At 63.8% G+C, this 15,070-nt stretch carries 14 protein-coding genes; 3 read left to right on the top strand and 11 right to left on the bottom strand.

The window, feature by feature from the left end:
• Positions 1-9: 9 nt before the first annotated feature.
• The 6 genes from ABG82_RS26970 to ABG82_RS26945 form a co-directional block, all read right to left on the bottom strand.
• Positions 10-1,038 (bottom strand): amidohydrolase family protein, encoded by a 1,029-nt coding sequence (locus ABG82_RS26970; protein WP_043078226.1) that lies wholly within the window; start codon positions 1,036-1,038, stop codon positions 10-12.
• Positions 1,038-3,989 carry an MMPL/RND family transporter gene (locus tag ABG82_RS26965; RefSeq protein ID WP_054173128.1) on the bottom strand — a complete coding sequence of 984 codons (2,952 nt, stop codon included), beginning with the start codon at positions 3,987-3,989 and terminating at the stop codon, positions 1,038-1,040. The genes ABG82_RS26970 and ABG82_RS26965 overlap by 1 nt, the downstream gene beginning before the upstream one ends.
• Positions 3,986-4,447, bottom strand: a complete 462-nt coding sequence (locus ABG82_RS26960) for an MmpS family transport accessory protein (protein ID WP_043078268.1) — start codon at positions 4,445-4,447, stop codon at positions 3,986-3,988. The genes ABG82_RS26965 and ABG82_RS26960 overlap by 4 nt, the downstream gene beginning before the upstream one ends.
• Before the next feature lie 323 nt (positions 4,448-4,770).
• Positions 4,771-5,604 carry an SDR family NAD(P)-dependent oxidoreductase gene (locus tag ABG82_RS26955; RefSeq protein ID WP_043078378.1) on the bottom strand — a complete coding sequence of 278 codons (834 nt, stop codon included), beginning with the start codon at positions 5,602-5,604 and terminating at the stop codon, positions 4,771-4,773.
• 117 nt (positions 5,605-5,721) lie between these two features.
• On the bottom strand, positions 5,722-7,224 hold the full coding sequence (locus ABG82_RS26950) for a PPE domain-containing protein (protein ID WP_043078269.1): 1,503 nt from the start codon (positions 7,222-7,224) through the stop codon (positions 5,722-5,724).
• A 278-nt stretch (positions 7,225-7,502) separates the two neighbouring features.
• Positions 7,503-8,300: a DUF1906 domain-containing protein gene (locus ABG82_RS26945; RefSeq protein WP_043078270.1), complete on the bottom strand. Its 798-nt coding sequence runs from the start codon at positions 8,298-8,300 to the stop codon at positions 7,503-7,505.
• A 73-nt stretch (positions 8,301-8,373) separates the two neighbouring features.
• Here ABG82_RS26945 and ABG82_RS26940 point away from each other — a divergent pair, with 73 nt between their 5' ends.
• Positions 8,374-10,032, top strand: a complete 1,659-nt coding sequence (locus ABG82_RS26940; RefSeq protein WP_043078271.1) for an ABC-F family ATP-binding cassette domain-containing protein — start codon at positions 8,374-8,376, stop codon at positions 10,030-10,032.
• A 20-nt stretch (positions 10,033-10,052) separates the two neighbouring features.
• Here ABG82_RS26940 and ABG82_RS26935 read toward each other — a convergent pair whose 3' ends face one another.
• Positions 10,053-11,081: a fused (3R)-hydroxyacyl-ACP dehydratase subunits HadA/HadB gene (locus tag ABG82_RS26935; RefSeq protein ID WP_043078379.1), complete on the bottom strand. Its 1,029-nt coding sequence runs from the start codon at positions 11,079-11,081 to the stop codon at positions 10,053-10,055.
• 303 nt (positions 11,082-11,384) lie between these two features.
• Here ABG82_RS26935 and ABG82_RS28065 point away from each other — a divergent pair, with 303 nt between their 5' ends.
• Together ABG82_RS28065 and ABG82_RS26925 are read left to right on the top strand one after the other, a co-directional pair.
• A complete protein-coding gene (locus ABG82_RS28065) occupies positions 11,385-11,573 on the top strand; it encodes a hypothetical protein (protein WP_054173127.1) in 189 nt (62 codons plus the stop codon).
• A gap of 106 nt (positions 11,574-11,679) precedes the next feature.
• Positions 11,680-12,579, top strand: a complete 900-nt coding sequence (locus tag ABG82_RS26925) for a glycoside hydrolase family 6 protein (protein ID WP_043078273.1) — start codon at positions 11,680-11,682, stop codon at positions 12,577-12,579.
• 8 nt (positions 12,580-12,587) lie between these two features.
• Here the strand turns inward: ABG82_RS26925 and ABG82_RS26920 are convergent, their stop codons facing one another.
• Genes ABG82_RS26920 through catC form a run of 4 tightly spaced genes read right to left on the bottom strand, consistent with a single transcriptional unit; the run spans position 12,588 to position 15,050 of the window.
• Positions 12,588-13,337, bottom strand: coding sequence for an enoyl-CoA hydratase-related protein (locus ABG82_RS26920; protein ID WP_043078380.1), 750 nt, complete (start codon positions 13,335-13,337; stop codon positions 12,588-12,590).
• Positions 13,338-13,396: 59 nt separating this feature from the next.
• Positions 13,397-14,077, bottom strand: a complete 681-nt coding sequence (locus ABG82_RS26915; protein ID WP_043078274.1) for a CoA-transferase — start codon at positions 14,075-14,077, stop codon at positions 13,397-13,399.
• Positions 14,074-14,769 carry a 3-oxoacid CoA-transferase subunit A gene (locus ABG82_RS26910; RefSeq protein ID WP_043078275.1) on the bottom strand — a complete coding sequence of 232 codons (696 nt, stop codon included), beginning with the start codon at positions 14,767-14,769 and terminating at the stop codon, positions 14,074-14,076. The genes ABG82_RS26915 and ABG82_RS26910 overlap by 4 nt, the downstream gene beginning before the upstream one ends.
• Entirely contained in the window at positions 14,766-15,050 is a 285-nt protein-coding gene (catC, locus tag ABG82_RS26905; RefSeq protein ID WP_043078276.1) for a muconolactone Delta-isomerase, read from the bottom strand. Before catC ends, ABG82_RS26910 begins: the two co-directional genes overlap by 4 nt.
• Positions 15,051-15,070 lie beyond the last annotated feature (20 nt).

Raw genomic sequence — 15,070 nt, 5'->3', positions numbered from 1 at the left:
ACCGGATCGTCAGCGTGACGCCATCAATCGTGCGATGCCGCGCATCACCGTGCGCCGCGCCGTGTTCCGGATGGTTCCGGCCAGTGATTGCGGCACGCCGGCAGGCGCGGTGCCCAATCGCGGGAACAAAGCGAGCGCATTCTCGTGATCGATCGCAGTGCGGGTCGGGGCATCCAGCGGATAGCTCTCCAGTCCGGCGGCGAACAACTGTGAGGCCGGCAGTGGCGCGAACGGCCAGTCCGACCCGAACAGCACGTGAGTGGGGTCGGTGAAGGCCAGCAGGGAGGGCAGGGCCGCAGGGCTGGAGGACAGTGCGGTATCGAAGTAGAAGCTGGCGAAGTCCTCGAGGCAGTCGGTGGGGCTCGCGCCGGTATCGCTGGTGATCGCAACCGCCATGCGGTGGCTGGCGTATGGCACAAAACCGCCGGCGTGACTGAGGATGAATCTGATGTTGGGATACCGCCTGCGAATACCGTTGCGTACCAGAAGATATGCCGCACGGGTGGTGTCCAGGAGGAAGTCGGCCGCGAACGGCAGCACGCCGGGGACGGCAGGTCCGGGTAGATCTGCCGGGTGAATGAATACCACCGCGGAGCGAGTGTCGAGCTCCGCGAACAGGGCCTCTTGGCCTTCCTGCCCCAGGTAGATGCCGTCGTTGTTGGCCAGCAGCACCACACCGTCGGCATGCAGAACGTCCAGGGCGCGCACGCTTTCGGCTACTGCCCCGTCGACGTGTGGCATGGGAACGGTGGCAAAGAAGCCGAACCGGCTGGGGTGATCGGCGACGACGGCTGCGGTGTAGTCGTTGAGATCGCGTGCCAGTGCGGCCGCATCGGCGGCGTTGGGTAGGAAGGTGGTCCCCGGCGTGGACACCGACAGTATCGCGGTGGCCACATCGAGCGCCGACATCGTTTCAAGCGACGCTTCCGGGCTCCAATCGGGCAGGGCTCGCCCGCCGGCCTCGTCGATGCCGGCCCGGCGGAGGACGTCGCGATACAAAGCGGGGATGCAGTGGTGGTGAGTGTCGATGCGCGCCATTACGCTTGCGTTCCCACCTTGTCATTCGATGTCGCCTCGCCGCCTGGCACATCTCTGAACTGAGCAGGCTCTCGAGCGGGGAGTTTCTGGGGCCACCAGAACCAGGGGCCTAGGATTCTGGCCAGTGGCATTACCAGGAATAGTCGCACGATCATCATGTCGAAGATCAGTCCGATGCAGATGGTGGATCCGGCTTGGCCGATGTTGACCACGTCGCTGGAGAGCATGGCCAGCATGGTGCCGGCTAGCACGAAGGCCGCGGTGACGGCGACGTTTCCAGATCCGGCGATGGTGCGGATCAGGCCGGTGCGGATTCCTGCGTGCAGCTCTTCGCGGTATCGGGACAGCAGCAGCAGGTTGTAGTCGCAGCCCACCCCGACCAGCACGATGAATGCGATGGGCAGTGTGAGCCAATGCAATTCGATGCCGATCAGGGTTTCCCAGATGAATGCTGCCAGCCCGAGTGAGCCCAGGAAGGACAGCACCACGGTGATCAGGACGATCACCGAACCCGCCAGGGTCCGGGTGATGACCATGACGATCAGGAACACCAACCCGAAGGTGGCCAGCATCATCGTCAAGATGTCGTTCATGGAAAACGCCTGCACATCACGATAATTGGATGCGGCGCCGGCCATCAGCAGCTGGACGTTCGATAGTGAGGTGCCCTTGATGGCCTCGTGGGCGGCGGCCTGCGCCCGCTGGATCTGATCAATACCTTCCGGGCTCATCGCCTCGCCTTGGTGATAGATCAGAATGCGGGCGCCCTTGCCGTCGGGGGTCATCATGAACTTCAGGCCAACCTGAAAGTCGTTGGTTTTGAACGAGTCCGGTGGCATGAAGAAGAAGTCGTCATTCTTGGCGTTGTCGAAGGCCTGACTCATGTCGACCATCGGATTGATCATCGGTTCGAGCTGAGCGATGGTGGCATGAAACAGGCTCTGCATGGTCAGTGTGAGCCGCTGCATCACCGCCATGTTCTGCACGGTGGCGTTGAGTTGGGCGATCATCTGCGGCGTGGCCGCATCGACCATGCTCAGGCCATCGACCATCGGCCCCAGTTGCGAGGTTGCTTCATCGATGTTGTCGATCGACTCATTGAGCGAGCGCAGGGCCCAGCAGATGGGGATGTCGAAACAGTGTGGCTCCCAATAGAGGTAGTTGCGCATGGGCCGGAAGAAGTCATCGAAGTTGGAGAGGTTGTCGCGGGTCTTGTCCATCGCGGCCTTCAAGCCACGGGAGGCTTCCACAGAAATGTGGGTGCCCGCGGAAAGTTGCCCGGTAATCTCTGCCATTTTCTTGGTCGACTCCATCATGTCGCCCATGCGGGCGGCCATGGTGTCGATATCGGCCACTCGATCCTTCAAGAACCCTAGGTTCTGGCCGATCTTGGTGCCCATGGACCCCATCGCATACGGCAGTGAGGCGTGTTCCAGCGGGCGTCCGTTGGGCCGGGTGATGCTCTGCACCATCGAAATACCCGGTGTGCGAACGATGTTTTTGGCAATGCGATCCAGGCTGATCATGTCGGTGGTGTTGCGCATATCGTGATCGGCCTTGATATACAACGTGTCGATGGACAGCTGACTGGGCTGGAAATGCCGGTCGGCCGCCGCGTATCCCTGCGATGATTCGACACTCTTGGGTGCGTAATCGCGGTCGTTGTAGCTGACCGTGTAGTTGGCCAAGTTGGCGATGCACAACGGAATCACCAGTGCCGCAACCGCGATCATGGCGCCAGGCCATTTGGCGATGACGGTGCCGAGCTTGCGCCAGGCCGGGCTGGTCTTGGCCGGTGCGGACAGCCAGGGCACCTTGCTGCCCAGCGTGAGCAGCGCCGGGCCCAGTGTCAGGGCCGCGATGACCGCCACAACCATCGCCACGAAACACGGCGGGCCCAGAGTTCGGAAGTAGTCCAGCGTCGTCAAACTCAGGCACAGGCACGCTCCCGATATCGCTATACCGGAGCCGATCACGACGTGCGCCACGCTGCGTACCGAGGTGTAATACGCAGACTCCCGGTCCTCCCCGGCGCGGCGGGCCTCCTGAAAACGGCCGAGATAGAAGATGCCGTAATCGGTTGCGACACCGAGAACCAACGACACAGCCATGTTCATCGCGAAGGACGAGATCCCGATGACGTGGTTTTCCACCAGCAGCGACACCACACCGCGCGCGGTGGCCAGCGTGATCAACACGCCCACCAGTGGGATGATCGCCCGGGTGAATGACCGGTAGGCGATGAGCAGCATGATGATGATCACCACGATGGTGACGATGGTCAGCGTGACCATGCTCTCGTCGGCGGCATTGAGCGTGTCCGAGGCCAGCGGGGCCGGGCCGCTCACGTAGACGGTGAGGCCTGCGGGCCTTTCTTTGTCGAGCTTTTCGACGATGCCGCGGATGGCCTTGATGGACCGATTCGAGTCGGCATCGCCCAGGTCTCCGGCGGGCCGTACCGTCAGCGTTGCGGCTTGCGCGTCCGCGCTCTGCTGGCCCGACCGGGTGACGGGGTCACCCCACAGGTCCATCAGCGACTGCACGTGCTCTTTATCTTCGAGCAGACGCTGGACCATTTTGTTGTAGTACTCGTGGTCTTGATCGCCGAGCTTGCGATCCTTCGTCTCGAGGAGAACGACCGCCATGCTGGTGTAATCGGACTCCTTGAAGTCCTGGCCTTGAGTGATCGCGCCCGCCGATGACGGCGCATCACGGGGGATCATCGCCTTGGCGTTGGCGGCTGTCGTTTCTTCCAGGGTGGGCACAAAAATGTTGAGGATCGCCGCGGCGATGACCCAGAAGATCACCACCGGGATCGCCAGCACGCGGAGCAATCGCGCTGGGGCGGGGCGCTTCTCGGGTGCCTTGACCGCCCGCGAGCTGGTCGCGACCGGAACCGGCCCAGTGTCTTCGTCGTCACCCGGTGGTGGCGGCTGCTGACCTGACGTCATGCTGCCGTCACCGTGCATGCGACGGCGGCACTGGCGTGATTGACGACCTGTTCGTCGCGGACCGCTCCGTTGACCCGAATGCGGCAACCCAGCGAATTGCCATCGACCTGTGCGACCAGGCTCAGCGAGGCGGCCGAGGACATCGTGGTCTCCGAGACCGACCACGGAAGTGAGGTCAACACGACTTGAACCGGCTCGCTGTTGAGGTTGGCGTAGGACACTTTTCCGCTATTTCCGAGATCGCCGAAAACCTCATAGGTGACGTTCTTGGGATTGATCTGAACCACCGTGGCAGGGATCGGATGGGTGTCCGGAGGGTGGCTGATCGCATGCGATTTCTCCCGAATCCGATTCACGCCGAAGCCGACAACTACGATCACAATGACTGCCACCAACGGCATCCACAACGTGCCGAGGATTCTTCCGGCTCGTCCTTTTGATTTCTTGCGTCGGCTCATCATCGAGACCGTGTCGCATGGGCGGGATGGATCACGATCACGAAATCCCCTTCGCTCGGGCGGCGCGTGAGGCAATTGAAACACGCTTGCATCCTGATCGCCTGCGAAGTTGCCGAATAGCGCGTTAAATAGTCGAGAACATGACGGAGAGTTTGCCGTCAGGGCGTGATCTATTGCGTAGCAATGGTTCCGAATGGCTATTCCGCACAATTACCTGCTGCGAAATAATTGCGTCGCAAGACGCCGCCCGACATACCTGTTGAGATGATTTACCTGCGTTGGGTATCTCGGAACGAGCTGGCTCGTCGCGAATTCAATACGCCTCAGGTGATTGACGCGATGGTGGTATCGGACACCGTGGGGGACAGCAGATCGATGGCCGGCAGCAATGCGCGCAACACGGCTGGATTGACCTGCACCGGCTGATGGGTCACCGCGCGCACAATCCAGCGCCCGGCTTCCTGTGCCGATAATGCGGCCGCATCATCATATTCGGCTGTGGGAGTAATCATTTCGGTGCGTACCAGCGGAAAGTGCACGTTGGTCGCATGTACGTGGGGGTGTGGCTGCTCGGCGTTGAGGCTGCGCCCGAAGATGGCCAGCGCACTTTTTGAGGCCGCGTAGGCGGAGAACCGCGGGAAGGTATTGGCGTGCAGTGCCCAGGTGCAGACATTGACAAACTGGCCCCGTCCACGCTCGATCATTCCGGGCAACAAACCCAGGCTCAGCTGCACCGCCGCGAAGTAATTCAGCGCCATGGTGCGCTGGTAGTCGTGCAGCCGATCGGACGCGTCGACAATGCGACGGCGGATGGAGCGCCCGGCGTTGTTGACCAGCACATCCACCTCTTGCCCCGTGAGATCCTCCAGCAGTCGGGCGATCTCGTCCTCGTCGCCCAAATCGCACACGCGCCACTCACAGCCGGTCTGCGCGGCGAGGCTTTTCAGTTCGTCCGCACGTCGCGCCACCCCGATGACCCGGGCGCCTTGTGCGCTCAGTTGTATGACGCTCTCTCGGCCGATTCCCGCCGATGCGCCGGTGATCACCACTGTCAGCCCGCTGATATCGCGCCCCGGCCCAGACAGCAGGGAGTCGATCCGGCCGGGCAGCAGCGTGCGGCGCTGGGCAATCTCTTGGACGGTACGGCGAACAGACACGGGCACCCTTTCACTCGCTGTGGTCACCCCGGTATCTATGTGACCATACGGTCATATTAGGGGGTATGCGAGCGCGGGTATGGCCCCAGGTACGGGCCTGTTGATGACGCGCCTTGCTTAGAAGGCTCGGCGATCGTCGTCGGCGACATCCCAGGTGCCCGGCAGCATCGGGGCGGTCCGGGTCTCGGCGATGTCTCCCTCGAATGCGGAAAGGCCTGCGGCGCCGATGTCTCTCGATGCCGCGTGGACTCCGGCGAAGCCGAGCCGCCCGGCACCCGTGCCGGAAGTGGTGACGGAGCTCGTCTCATCGGGGGGAGACGGCGTGGAGTCGTCCATGGTGGCGTATTCGTGACGGTAGCCGCGATCCTCAATGGTCCGGGTACGCCGCTTGCGGCGCTTGGCCATATCGGGATTGCAGGCACGCGCGGCGGTAGCAGCCACCGCACTGCTCGACGCGGGGGCCGAAGCGCCGGCGCTTTGCCCCATGGTCGGGCCGAACCCGAATCCGGGACCGTCGCCCCGAACGGCGTATCCGAGGCCCTCGGCACCGGCGGGCGGTGGTGGCGATGCGGGAGCGGAACTGGGGGCCGGTGCGGGCGCGGAAGTCGAGGTGGGGGCGGCGGTGCTTGCGGAGGCTGTCGGGGCACCACCCATCGCGACAGCGTGTGGCTGTTCGGTGCGCACGGGGGCAGTTTCGGCGGGTACGTCTTCCGGCGGAGCTTCCGGCATCTGCGCCAGGCTCGACAGCGTGATGGCAAGGGGAATCGAGATCCCCGCCGCCGGACCCATGATTGCGGCATAGATCGGCGTACCCATCACGGCAAATGTTGCGGCATAAGCGAATACGAAAAACAGTGGTTGCCAGGTAACCAGCGCGGCCGCCGGGTCGGTGGCGAAGTCGATGATGATCTGGACGATGGTGCCGACCGGGTCTTTGATCAGTCCCTTGAGCGCGCGATACATGCCCAGGAAGTGCTGCGAATTCTTCAGCAACATTTCAATCGGGTCGTTTGGATCGGGCACGATCGGTGGTGGCTTTTGTGCGTCCTGGGCCGCTGCCCTCGCGACGGAATCGCTCTCTGCCGAGAGCACCGTCGGGGACGGTGACGTCGGTGGCGCTGACGACAACGAGGTCCCGGAGACGGCCTGGTACGTGCTCATCACGGTGGCGGCCTGTATCCACATCCGGATGTAGTCTGCTTCGTTGAGTGCTATCGGAATGGTGTTGATACCAAAGAAATTGGTGGCAACCAGGGCGCCATGCGTCGCGTGGTTGGCGGCAAGCTCCGCCAGTGTGGGCATGGTGGCCAGTGCCTCGCTGTAGGCAGTCGCCGCCGTCTCGGTTTGTGCGGCCACCCCGGCGCTCACCGCGCTGGTCTGCTGCAACCAACTCAGATACGGCACATGCGCTGCTTGGTACTGCTCGGCGCTGGGCCCGTTCCACACCCCGGCCTGCACAGCGCCGAGCGTGGTGGTGAGTTCAGTTGCTGCCGAGGAATATTCGGTGCTCAGGGAACGCCAGGCATCGGCGGCGGCAAGGAGTGAGCCGGGGCCGGGGCCGTTGCTGAGCAGGGCCGAATGGACTTCGGGAGGAGCTGCCATCCACAGCGGAGCCGTCATGATTCGTTGCCCGCCTCGCCCATTGAATCGATTGCGCAAGAACCAATTTCGGTAGTCTTCATTGACCGATTGCCAGAACCGCGGACGGGCTACCCGGCGTCTCCTCTCCAGTGCTCGCTGACCGTGCCTCTGAAATCAAGTCAGCCAACGTAGGTTAGCGTAACCTTCCTTCGAATTGTGAAGTTCCTGTGAGGCGCCGGCTGGCCCGGTTGCGGCGGTCTACTTCTGGTCCATTGTCCAATAACCCCAGGGCATCCCGGATCTGCGGGTATTGCGCGCTATCGGGCTAGCGACCACTGACCAAAATCGGTTGCCAGAACGTCATCGACGTCAACGTGGACATCGTCGATGAGTGGACCCGGATTGGACGCGGTGTTGACCGCGGTTTGGTACAGCACCGCCGCCTGCTCACGAGCGCCCCCCGACCATGCGCGGGTCTGCCAGGCCCACCGATATCCGGCAGTCGTCGAGTGTCCGATCACGTCGTCGCCGATGGCCCAGCCACAGGCACGCGCGCTCCCGTAGATGCCGGTGCGGCGAACGCCCAGCACCGCGTTGATGCCCCGAAACCATTGAACGGCCAGCGTTTTCCAGGCCTTCTCGTCGATATCTTCGTCGACGCTGAAGAAGATGGGTGCGGTAGCCGGTCCGCCGGCAGCGCCATGCAGGCGCAGCGCGGTCTGTGCGTCCGCAATCCCGCCGTCGTAGCCACGGGTGAAATCCGACGGTGTCGGCCAACCTGGTTTGCCGTACTGGTAGCAGCTGACGATGTGCAGCCCCGCCGCGCGTAGCCCGTCGGTGTACTCACGAGTGACCGGTTTGAAGTCGAAGTCCGCGCCCGGCCGCAACTCCGATACGTAGACGAGCGCACCCGCGTAGCCGGCCGCCTTGATCTGTTCTGGCGTGACCAGCCGCTCGGTGAAGTCGATCAACCGCAGGCCTTCGGCCGACGCGCGGGGCGAGGTGAGAATCGGCAGGCCCGCGAGCAGGGGAGCGGCCAAGGCGTACCGGAGGGCGTCGCGGCGCGATACGAAGAAGGTTCCGTGGTGCGGTTCGGATGCCGACGACTCGTGCACGGCGCGATGTTAACAATCTGAAGGCCAGGCGTGCGTGAGTTCCACCGCACGGTGGTGATGCGACGATGAACCGATGACGGCAACGCTTGTCGCGAAGAATCTGGCCGGCGGTTTCGCACACCGCACGCTCTTCGAAGGGCTTGACGTAACCGTGGCTCCGGGTGATGTGGTCGGAGTCGTGGGCGCCAACGGCGCCGGAAAGAGCACCCTGCTGCGGATCCTGGCCGGGGACCTGGAACCGCTTGCCGGAGTAGTCAGCGTCGCGCCGAGTGATGCGTTCATCGGTTGGCTGCCTCAGGAGCATGAGCGTGTACCGGGAGAAACCGTGTCCGCCTACATCGCACGTCGCACGGGATGTGAGGCCGCGACCCAGGCCATGGAAGCAGCGGCTTCCGCGTTGGCGGACCACGTTGAGGGCACCGCCGATCCAGCAGAGGAATACTCTGCCGCGTTTGATCGCTGGCTTGCCTCCGGTGCGGCCGATCTCGACGAACGGTTGCCCGCGGTGCTGGCCGACCTGGGCCTTGGCCCGGCGACAGTGCAACCGGCGACGACCCTGATGACGTCTCTGTCGGGTGGGCAGGCGGCACGTGTCGGGTTGGCGGCCTTGGTGTTGTCGCGGTTCGACATCGTGCTGCTGGACGAGCCGACCAATGATCTCGACCTCGATGGGCTGGCGCGGCTGGAGGACTTCGTCCGGGACCTGCGCGGTGGTGTGGTGCTGGTGAGTCACGATCGTGAGTTCCTTGCCCGCAGTGTCACACACGTTCTCGAATTGGACCTGGCGCAGAACATGACCACCGTTTTTGGGGGCGGCTACGAGAGCTATTTGGACGAGCGGGCGGTTGCCCGGCGGCACCGGCGCGAACAGTACGAAGAGTTCGCCGATAAGAAGGCAGATCTGGTGGCACGCGCCAGAACTCAGCGGGAATGGTCAAGCCAGGGCGTCCGCAATGCGATACGGAAGGCGCCCGACAATGACAAGATCCGCCGCCGCGCGGCCTCCGAGTCCAGTGAGAAGCAGGCGCAGAAGGTGCGCCAGATGGAAAGCCGCATCGCGCGCCTTGAGGAGGTCGTCGAACCCCGCAAGGAGTGGGTGCTCGAGTTCACCATCGGCGCCGCGCCCAGATCGAGCTCGGTTGTTGCCACCCTTGAGAATGCTGTTGTGCGGCAAGGTGAATTCGTCCTTGGCCCGGTGTCGCTTCAAATCGACGCGGGCGAGCGGATCGGTATCACGGGTCCCAATGGGGCGGGTAAGTCCACGTTGTTGCGGCTGCTTTTGGGCCGCCGGCAGCCCGATGAGGGCCGGGCGAGCCTGGGCGCTAATGTCGCGATCGGCGAGATCGACCAGGCGCGTGCCGATTTCACTGGCACAGACAAGCTGGTCGATCGCTTCGAGCAGCGGGTGCCGTCATGGTCGACCGCCGATGTGCGAACTCTGCTGGCGAAATTCGGGCTGCGCGCAGACCACGTGGAGCGCACCGTCGACGAGCTGTCGCCCGGTGAGCGCACACGTGCGGGCCTTGCGCTGCTGCAGGCCTGTGGCACCAATGTGTTGGTTCTCGATGAGCCGACAAACCACCTTGACCTGCCCGCCATCGAGCAGCTTGAGCAGGCCCTGGAGACCTATGAGGGTGCGCTGTTGCTGGTGACGCACGACCGCCGGATGCTGCAGAACATTCGGTTGGACCGTTCGTGGACCGTCGACAACGGCCGCGTCACGGAGGGCTAGCTGAGGACGGCGGTGCCGGCTCAGCCGAAGCGCACACTCATCGTCGCGAGCCCAAAGATCTTCTTACCGCTGGACTTCGCGGTAACCACGACGACACCGGAGCGGGTGTCCGGATCCAGCGATTTGATCTTGCCGCCGAATTCGATGTCCGCGCCCTCGCCGGCCGAGACAATCGCGGGTGCGGATAGCCGCACTGCGTAGCGGGTGACCGCACCGGGATCGCCCGACCACGCGGAGAAGAACCCGGCGCCCAGCCCCATGGTGAGCATTCCGTGCGCGATCACATCGGGTAGCCCGGCCAGCTTGGCGATCTCCTCGTCCCAGTGAATGGGGTTGGCGTCACCCGCCACCCCGGCATAATTGACCAGATCACCTCGTGACAGTCGGGTGTGGTGCACCGGCAATTCGTCGCCGACCTTGACGTCATCGAACGACGGCGTCCCCGGGCGGCGGGCGGTGTCCCCGGCCATCCGTACCTCGGTCACGGGCCGCACCGTCTTGACGTAGGAGTCTTCCGAGGCGCCGATTCCGGAGAAGTCGACGTCATGCATCATCGCCTTCTGAACAGCGGCCATCGTCCCCGGGCTGATCTCATCGGCGGTGACTCCGACGACGGTGGTGTGCAGGGTGTGCACCCGCTCGCCGGCCGTGTCGGTAAAGGTGTTGGTCACGGTGATCAGGTCGCGCCCCGCTACGCGGCGCACGGACGTCAGTTCCACGTCGATGTGCAGTTCGTCCCCGGCGACGATCGGGCGGTGCTGTTCAAAGACCTCTTCGGTCTGCAGGTAGGTGTCGTATCCGACCACCACCGACTCGAACATGCGACGGTTACACGCCATGGCGGGGGTGGACGTGAACGTTAACGGCGCCACCACACCCGAGTAGCCCAGATCGGCAGCTGCGGCCTCATCCCAGTGGGAGGGGTGGTAGTCCTGCACGGCGCGGGCGTATTCGCGCACCTTCTCGCGGCCGACCAGGTAGGGGCCGTCCATCTGGTAGTAGTGGCCGACTCGCGCTTCGAGTGCCGACGCGTCTACAGGTGCAGTCATGAATGTGTCCAACTTTTCTACCGGCATGTTCGCTGTTGCCGACCTGAGCACATTAGCGCGCCGCCAGTGCGTCCAGGGACGCTGTCGCGGACTGGCGCCCTGGCCAACAACCGGTGACCACGATGTGACGAGTACCCCTCGAAGGGATTACCAAGATCGTGTTCCGTTGCGTGCGCTCGGCCGTAAACTCAAAGGTCAGGGGTTGTGCCCACGGAAAGAAGGGAGGGCACCGCAGTGACCATCATCAAAGGGATCGCCGCAGGAGCCTGTGCGATAGCAATTGCAGGCGCTTACCAAGTCTCCATGCCCGAGGTGGCATCCGCGATGCCACAGAGCCATCTCATGTGCGAGGAGGAGAACGCCGTCGGTGACTGTGTGCGGGACACGCCCAGTGAGCAGAACGGTGGAGACAACTGTGTGCTCGTCAATGAGCTGGGCGCGTGCGAAGACCAGCAGGAAGTGGATGACCCCGCGCACACCATGCTGAGGTAATCGCCGGGGGCGACTGGCGATCATGGAGCGTGGCCGCTAGTTTTCTGAGGTGATTTCCTCAGCTGCCGGTGCTGTTGTGCGATGGATTGCTCCCTGCCTTGCCGCGATGTTCTTTGGCGTGCTTTTGGGCCCGGTGGCCCAGGCCGACAACCCACTGGATGGTCAGGGGTTTTACGTCAACCCCAACTCGGCGGCCATGCGTGCCGCGCAGGGTGCAGGCAGCCCCGAACTGACGTCCATCGCGAACACGCCGCAGGCGTATTGGATGGACAACGTGTCCTCGCCCAGCGTGGATGCGAAATACATCAGTACGGCACAGGCCTCCGGTGCCACCCCGGTTCTGGCGTTGTACGCCATCCCGCACCGCGACTGCGGCAGCTTCGCCGCCGGTGGGTTCGGGTCCGCCGACGCGTACAAGGGGTGGATTGACGGAGTGGCGTCCGCCATCGGAGCCGGCCCGGCGGTGGTCATCCTCGAACCCGACGCGCTGGCCATGGCTGATTGCCTGTCGGGCGGCCAGCGCCAGGAACGTTTTGATCTGATGCGCTACGCCGTGGACACCCTGACCCGCAATCCGGCCACCGCCCTCTACATCGACGGCGGCCATTCGCGTTGGGTCAGTGCGGACACTATGGCCGCCAGGCTCAACGAGGTCGGTGTCAGCAAGGCGCGGGGCTTCAGCCTGAACACCGCGAACTTCTTCACCACCGACGAGGAGATCGGCTACGGCGATGCGATCTCCGGCATGACCAACGGCGCGCACTACGTGATCGACACCTCGCGTAACGGAGCCGGTCCGACCGCTGATGCGCTCTATTGGTGCAACCCGAGCGGTCGCGCATTGGGCACCCCGCCGACCACTGCCACCGGCAACCCGAACGTGGATGCCTACCTGTGGGTCAAGCGTCCGGGTGAATCCGATGGTTCATGCGACCGGGGAGACCCGAGGGCGGGCACCTTCGTGAATCAGTACGCGATCGACCTGGCGCGTAACGCCGGCCACTAGGAATCGGGCTAGTTGCCTGTCCAGCGTGGCGGACGGCGTTCGAAGAACGCGGTGATCCCTTCTGCCATGTCCGCGGACTGCAGCACGGCTTCGAATGCTGTCTCGGTGTCTCGCCAGCCGGCGGCGTCGGCGTGGTCGAACGCCTTGTTCGTGGCGAGCAGGCTCTCCTGCACGGACACCGGCGAATTGAGCACTATCCGCTGAGCCAATGCGACGGCGGCGTGCAGGGCGGCACCGTCCTCGGTTACTTCGTTCACCAACCCCAGCTGGTATGCGCGGTCCGCGGATATCGGCTCGCCGGTGAGGAGTATCTGCCGTGCGATGTTCACCGGTAGGGCGCGCTGTGCGCGGAACAGCCCGCCACACGTAGCGATCACGCCGCGGCGCGCCTCGGGGAGTCCGAAGGTTGCCGACGTGGACGCCACCACCAGGTCGCAGGCCAGCACGATCTCCATTCCACCGCCAAGGGCCATTCCCTCGACAGCAGCGATCAGTGGCTTGCGACGCGCGCGCCGGACCACGCCATACTCTCCACCACGGTCGGTACGTGGGCCGGAAGATTCAGCGAGATCGGTTCCTGCGCAAAAGCCTTGGCGGTAGCCCGTCAGCACGGCAACCCACATCTCGGCATCGTCTTCGAACTCATTGAGAGCCGCGTCCAGCGCCAGTGTCATTGCTGGGTTGATGGCATTGCGCTTCTCCGGACGGTTCATCTGGATCACGCAGATCCGGTCGCGCTTCTCGATCGTCACAGGCATACCGCCGAGCATGGCCGATGTTCGTGCCCATGTATAGGCGCCTTCGGTGCTCCGCTGGATCAGCGCGTGGAGAGAAGTCTCTCGCCCAGTTCCTGGGCGGAGATTCCGTACGTTTCGATAATGCGCGCCCCGGCGGGGCCCAGCTCGATCTCCGCGAACTCGGTGTAGATCCGATTCACACACGACTTGCCGGTGAGCGGGTACGTGCATTCCGGCACCAATTTCGGTGTGCCGTTCTTGGCGAACATGGACATGAGCACGTAGACGCACTTGGCACCGATCGCCAGATCCATGGCACCGCCCACTGCGGGGATGGCTCCGGGAGTTCCGGTGTGCCAGTTGGCCAGATCGCCGGCGAAAGACACCTGGTAGGCGCCCAGCACGCAGATGTCGAGATGCCCGCCGCGCATCATGGCGAACGAGTCGGCCTGATGAAAGTAGGCGGCGCCGGGAAGCTCGGTGACGGGAGCCTTGCCCGCGTTGGTGAGGTCGGGGTCCACGGCGTCGCCGTGGGCCGCCGGACCCATACCGAGCATGCCGTTCTCGGTGTGGAGCACCACGCCCGGCTCGGGCGACAGGTGATCGGCGACCTTGGTGGGCTGGCCGATCCCGAGATTGACGTAGGAGCCATCCGGAATCTCGGCGGCGATGGCTGCGGCGAGCTCGTCCATGGTCCGTGGTGCTTGGTCGAGATGCTCACGGGCACCGCCGATTTCGATAGCAGGCTGCGTAGGGATCATCGGGCACCCGCCACGAGATAGTGACGTGGCCGGACTTGCACCATCCGGTCGACGAAAATAGAAGGGGTGATGATCGATTCGGGGTCCAGGGTGCCGGCCGGAACTACCTCGGTGACCTGAACGATTGTGGTGGTCGCTGCCGTCGCCATCACCGGGCCGAAGTTACGCGCGGTCTTCCGGTACACCAAGTTGCCCATGGCGTCCGCACGATGCGCGGCGATCAGCGCGACGTCGCCATGGATGGGCAGTTCGAGCAGGTACTCCCGACCGTCGATCATCCGCGATTCCTTGCCTTCGGCGAGGGGTGTGCCGACTCCGGTGGGACAGAAGAAGCCGCCGATGCCGGCCCCGGCCGCACGCATCCGCTCGGCGAGAGTGCCCTGCGGCACCACCTCGAGGTCGACGCGGCCGGACAGGTACAGCTCATCGAATACATACGAATCCGATTGTCGTGGAAAGGAACAGATCACTTTGCGAACACGTCCGGCCTGCAGCAAGGCGGCCAGGCCCACCGCGCCGTTGCCCGCGTTGTTGGACACGATGGTGAGATCGGCGGCACCCTGCCGGATGAGCGCGTCGATGAGGTCGAACGGCATGCCAGCCAGGCCGAAGCCGCCTACCAAAATCGTTGAGCCGTCCTCTATTCCGGCCACGGCAGCATCGGCGTCATGGAGTAACAGTGTGCGCGTCATCCCGCCGTCACATCCGATGGGTGGGTTGCCAGGGGTGTGACGGTGATGTCCATGTAGGGGAAGAGTGGGAGGTTGGACAAGATCCCGTGGAGCTCGTCATTGGATGCCACATCAAAGATGGAGAAGTTGGCGTACTCGCCGACGATGCGCCAGATGTGTACCCAGGTCCCGCTCCGTTGTAGCTCCTGGGAGTAGGCCCTTTCTCGGGCGACGGTGTCGGCCAGCGCATCTGGGTCCATATCGACGGGAATATGGACGTTCATGTGTACGTGAAAGAGCATCGGGTGATCTCCTTGGCTGG

The sequence above is a fragment of the Mycobacteroides immunogenum genome, assembly GCF_001605725.1.
Lineage (GTDB): Bacteria > Actinomycetota > Actinomycetes > Mycobacteriales > Mycobacteriaceae > Mycobacterium > Mycobacterium immunogenum.
Note: the sequence above shows the minus strand (reverse complement) of the source record. Positions and strands in the feature narration are given on the sequence as shown.